We start from the raw sequence: 5,355 nt of genomic DNA on the forward strand, positions 1-5,355 counted from the left end.
ATCTTACAATATCATCTTCTTCCAGGTAATCACCATTCTGCACTTCGATTATTTCAAGTGGCATCTTGCCGGGATTCTCCAACCTGTGTTTGGTGGAGGGCGGTATAAATACACTCTGGTTTTTATGCACCATTTGCTCCGATTCACCAATCGTTACTTTCGCCGTACCACCGATAATCACCCAATGCTCGCTGCGGTGATAATGAAGTTGTAAGCTTAGCTGTTGTCCAGGATTAACTACAATTTTCTTCATCTTATACCCCGGTCCTTCACCAAGAACGGTATAACTGCCCCAGGGCCGGAACATTGTTGTGTTCTCGTCGACCTCTGGCCGGCCCAACTTTCTCAATTCGCCAACCAAATCTCTAACTTTCTGGGACTCGCCTTTTTGAGCTACAAGGATGACATCATCTGTTTCTACCACTATTAAGTCGTCCAGCCCGACACCGGCTATCAATCGGCTACGCCCCAGCATAAGGTTGTTTTTGCAATCAATAGTTATGCAGTCACCCATAATAGCGTTTCCTTCATTATCTTTATCCATAATCTCGTATATTGCATCCCAAGACCCAATATCATTCCAATAGGCTTTTAGCGGGAGTGTAACAACATTCTTGGACTTTTCTGCTACTGCATAATCAAATGATATATCAGGCATTGCGTCAAAGTTTTCTACCAAACTGGCCAAGTCTTTACTGACCATGCTGAATATCTCCGGCTGATAATATTCCAGTTCTTTGAAGATAAGTCCGAGTTTTACAGTAAACATGCCTGCATTCCAGTAATAGTTGCCTGACGCAAGGTACTTAGCAGCTGATTCATAATCAGGTTTTTCCCGGAAGAGGCCAACTGTATAGCCGCTTTTGTACGGTTTTCCAATCTGGATATAGCCAAAACTTGTTTCGGGTTTAGTGGGCTTTACCCCGAATGTGACTATTTTATTATCCTCAGCTAATTCTAATGAAACATTTATACTATCCTTAAAACTATCCTCCGGTCTTAAGATTATGTCTGATGGGGTTATAAATAAAATCTCATTCTTATCTGCCCCAAGCTTATCAATACAAAAGCGGGTAGCAAGCGCAATTGCCGGAGCAGTGTTTCGACCTGTTGGCTCTAGTAGGATATTTACCCCCTGTGCATCGCAACTAATAAGTTCAGCCTGCACAAGATGATAGTAATCTTGATTAGTGACAATAACGATATCCGATAACTCAACCAGCGGCTTGAATCTAAGTACCGTCTTAGCCAATAAAGAATATTGCTGCTCAACCCGCAGAAATTGTTTAGGGAAACAGCTGCGCGACAATGGAAATAAGCGCGTACCGCCGCCTCCGGCCAAAATGATTACCTTCATGCAATTGATCCCCTTTACCACTACTCTCATTTACTTTACCCTACAGTTTTCTTCAAACTGCGGAACTATTCCTTCTCACCAGCCTAATAGCATTGTTTCCTATTTAAAAAACCCACCTTTTTTGTTAATATAAGATAGCCAGAATTAAAAGTTAGATATGAGGAGTGTCTAAATTGTCAGCATGGGATCGTTTTTATAGAAATATTCAGCAAGATCTAAAGCTGTTCATATTCACCCTATTAGTTTTCTGCCTTTACCGAATAGCATTTATCGGTCTTTTAAACCGTTACCTTGGAGATACAACAGTACTGCAAGATATACTTACGGCGCTTTTCTACGGTCTCAGAATCAGTTTGAAAAGCTCCGGTATTATCGCACTCCTAGCTTTCTTATTCTGCACCTTATTTGCCCTGACCGTCAAGAACGATAAAGTTGAAAGGGTCCGCTACTATTTAGGATGCTGCTATATAACTATCCTAACCTTGCTATTTCATACCAGGTTACCTTATTATCAAGAATTTCACTCCGCTTTTGATCAGTTTATTTTTAACACTTTCAAAGACGATAAAGTAGCTCTGTTTGATACGCTTATGAAGCAATATCAATTGCCGTTGCGCCTTATCTCGGTCGCTATTATCTCCTTTTTCCTTTGTAAGCTTCTCAAAGCTTTATTAGGAACTAATACCTTCCCAACACCGAAATTTGCCCGTTGGTATCAACATATATTCTTTCGCACTGCTGTAATTCTTATTATAGCTGCATTTATGATATTTGCCCGGTTTGGCGGTAGTTTTAACTATGCAAAATCCATGCACTGGGAAAATGCTGCTGTCTCAAAAGACAGTTTTCTTAATGAAGCAATTTTAGATGACATCCAAGCTCTTTACCGTGCCTACGAAGGTTATAATCGTCTTAGCAATGCCAAGGGACTTGATATTACTACCAATAAACTTGCCGAATATGGTACTATACTGGCTGGTCGGCAAATTACCACGGCTAATATCGATGACTATCTAAAAAAGGAAGCGCAAGGTCCAAGAATACCAAAACCGCGTCATATTTTTGTTATCGTTGGTGAAAGTTATGCCCACTGGCCGCTTTTACCAAGACATTCAGATCTCAATATCGCAAACGGCTTAAAAAAAATAACCGCACAAGATAATGCAGCTTCGGTTAGTGCTTTTCTGCCGGCGGGTACCGGAACAGCTCAGGCAGTCAACGGCATTGTAACCGGACTTGCCGAGGTAGACCTTTATCCAAATTATCAGCCGGAGACTTATAAACAGCCGTATGCTACTGCAATAGCAGCTCAAATGAAGAAACTCGGCTATAAGACTTATTTTTGGTATGGCGGCTTCTCCTCATGGCAAAAGATTAAAGAATTAACACTGGCCCAAGGATTCGATCAGTTCTACGGGTGCAATGACCTTCAGTCTAACTCCGGCAATTCCTGGGGGATGGAGGACAGACTTTTCTTTAACACTGTTGCAGCAAAAATAAGTGATGAACAGCCAACCTTCCACGTGATTTTGACTACCTCCAATCACCCACTGGTTTTGTCAACGCAAAAGTTGACCACCTCTGCTAGAGTAAAAGTTGACCGGCCCCTGATTTCGTGGTCAATAGACAGATAATTCTGCCTAGCATACTGGTTCATCACATCGAGTTTTCGTTAGCTTGTGCTGGCTTGCCTGGCCTGGATGGATTGACGGAATCGGTAGCTCTCGCCGTTCATCATGTGGATTTCAGCTCGATGGGTCAGTCTGTCAATCAAGGCTTCGGTCATGCGAACGTCCCCAAAGATCTCCGGCCATTTGTCGAAGTCAAGATTTGTCGTGACGATCATGCTGCCGAGTTCATGCCTGGTTGAGCAGAATTGAAAGAGAAGCTCAGCCCCGGTTTTGCTAAATGGGACATAGCCTAACTCGTCTAGAATAACTAGGTCGTCTCGCATCCATTCTTTTTCGAGTTTCAACAAACGGTGCTCATCTCTGGCTGTCAGCAGCTCCTCTACCCAACGGGCTGTTTGGTAGAAACGTACTTTTCTTCCCTGCTGGCAGGCGCATAAGCCAAGTGCGGATGCCAAATGCGTTTTTCCGGTTCCTGAATTGCCCATCAGAATTATGTGTCTTCGCTCGTCCAGATAATCACCACGCATTAATGCCAGTATTTTAGTTTTATTTAATGATGGTATTGCGCTAAAGTCAAAGGTTTCGATGCTTTTGCTCTGAGGAAAGTGAGCCTGTTTTGTCCGGCGTGCTATTAACGTTTCTTCCCGATGATCTAGCTCATATTTGAGCAAGGCGGAAAGAAAATCAAGATGGGACAAGTTCTTGGCCTCAGTTTCGCGCAATAGGGCAGGCAAGCCATTTGCAGCGCCGGACAGACGCAGTTCTTTTAGATAATGAGTCACTGTGGCTTGATTCATGCACTCACCTCGCCATCTTGCAATTGGCGATACCGGCTAAGTGCTGTCGGCGCTACCTGTACTGGCGAAGATATTTGCACCGTTTCTTGAATAGGTGGCCTTGCCGCCTTTTTGTTGTAGATTAGCTCTTCTGCGTAGCTTCGAATCAGTTCGGTGTTTGTCTGGTTCTGTGCTAATGCCTTTGCTAGAGCTTCAGCTAGTAATGCTACCGAATAGTGCTTTAACATTAACAGAACTGCAACAAATATCTTATCTGCCTGGTCTGGGTCATGGCGCTGGGCTTGCCGGTGGTAAGCGGCAAAGACTGGCGGCAAGTCAGCTTGTCTAACGGGCTTAGCCTGTCCCACTGATCTAGGCTTGCGCTCCAGCAACTTGAAGTAATGCTCTAAAGCAAATACCTGTTTCCCACTTTTATAGCAGCGTGAATGAACTGCAACCAGTGTATCTTTATCATAGATGCGAACTTCGCCGATGTATCCTTTAACAGTAAGAATTCGGCCAGGGTAGATAACGGGTACAGAGTACTGGTTTTTGTCAAATGAAACTAGACTATAGTGATTTACCTTGGCTTCTTTGCGGCTGCAGCAATCAAATGTATGTTTCGACAAGGGTAATAGCCTTGCTCTTTCTTCTTCAAATCGCTCTTGGAAGCTAGTTTTTTGTTTCCCTCGTGGTCTAGCATTAAGCGTTTTGCAACGAGCCACCAGCCATTCATTCAATGCCTCAATAGAGGAGAATTCAGGTACTGGAGTAAATGCATGGGCTTTGATGTATCGGGCGAGGCCCTCAATAATCCCTTTCTCATTGCCTTTAGCGGGATTACAAAATTGGCTGTCAAAGCCATGATGGGCTCGAAACTTGAGGAATGCGTCCTGTTCTTCTCGCTTTCGGCCAACCAAGACCTTCTTGACCGCTGTTTTAAGATTATCGTAAAGAATCTGTGCTGGGACACCGCCGAAGAAGGCAAAGGCATGCTCGTGAGCATCAAAAAAAGCTTCTTGCCGCTGATGAGGGTAAAACCGTACAAAGAAGGCTTTGCTATGGCTAAAACGAATGAGAAACAGTTCGCCATGAACCTCTTCACCCGCAATCCGGGCCATTGCAGGTGTCCAATCGCATTGGGCATATCCTAACGGGTCGTGATCTAAAGGCATAAATGCGTCTATGTTACCCAGGTTAAGCAATTCCTTAAGGTCATGCACCCAGCCTCTTACCGTAGAACTACCGCCGGTAAAATTGTGTTCATCTTGTAATCTTTCAAAGATACGCTGGCTATTGTGTCGTTGCTTGCGTGGGCTCGATTGATCGTTAAGCAGCCACTCTTTGATGATTGGCTCGAACTGACTACGTAACGGGGCCGTAGGCTCTGCTTTACGTTTATACGTTGTTGTCTCTTCAACAGAACAGTAGAGAATTTTACGGATGGTTTGCCTAGAAAGTCCCACTTCACGCGATATTTGCCTAATAGATTTGCGTTCCTTTACGTGAAGGTCTTTGATATACTTATAGGTGTCCACTTTGATCATTCCTTTTTACCTGCCTTTGCTGGTGAGCTAGTCACTTCCAGCAT

The 5,355-nt window shown here is 43.8% G+C and carries 4 protein-coding genes; 1 reads left to right on the forward strand and 3 read right to left on the reverse strand.

Annotated elements, in window-relative coordinates; translation table 11 throughout:
* A partial coding sequence (locus tag GX348_07510; protein NLP42030.1) for a mannose-1-phosphate guanylyltransferase/mannose-6-phosphate isomerase occupies positions 1-1,357 on the reverse strand: 1,357 nt, incomplete at its 3' end.
* 173 nt (positions 1,358-1,530) lie between these two features.
* Here GX348_07510 and GX348_07515 point away from each other — a divergent pair.
* Positions 1,531-2,991, forward strand: coding sequence for a sulfatase-like hydrolase/transferase (locus GX348_07515; protein ID NLP42031.1), 1,461 nt, complete (start codon positions 1,531-1,533; stop codon positions 2,989-2,991).
* Positions 2,992-3,029: 38 nt separating this feature from the next.
* Here GX348_07515 and GX348_07520 read toward each other — a convergent pair whose 3' ends face one another.
* Entirely contained in the window at positions 3,030-3,785 is a 756-nt protein-coding gene (locus GX348_07520; GenBank protein ID NLP42032.1) for an ATP-binding protein, read from the reverse strand.
* Positions 3,782-5,311: an IS21 family transposase gene (locus tag GX348_07525; GenBank protein ID NLP42033.1), complete on the reverse strand. Its 1,530-nt coding sequence runs from the start codon at positions 5,309-5,311 to the stop codon at positions 3,782-3,784. Before GX348_07525 ends, GX348_07520 begins: the two co-directional genes overlap by 4 nt.
* Positions 5,312-5,355 lie beyond the last annotated feature (44 nt).

It is taken from the genome of Veillonellaceae bacterium, assembly GCA_012523975.1.
Classification (GTDB): Bacteria; Bacillota; Negativicutes; order JAAYSF01; family JAAYSF01; genus JAAYSF01.

Excerpts from the sequence above, each read along its gene's own strand:
- GX348_07520 (NLP42032.1), bottom strand. The coding sequence starts at position 3,785 with ATGAATCAAGCCACAGTGACTCATTATCTAAAAGAACTGCGTCTGTCC.
- GX348_07525 (NLP42033.1), bottom strand. The coding sequence starts at position 5,311 with ATGATCAAAGTGGACACCTATAAGTATATCAAAGACCTTCACGTAAAG.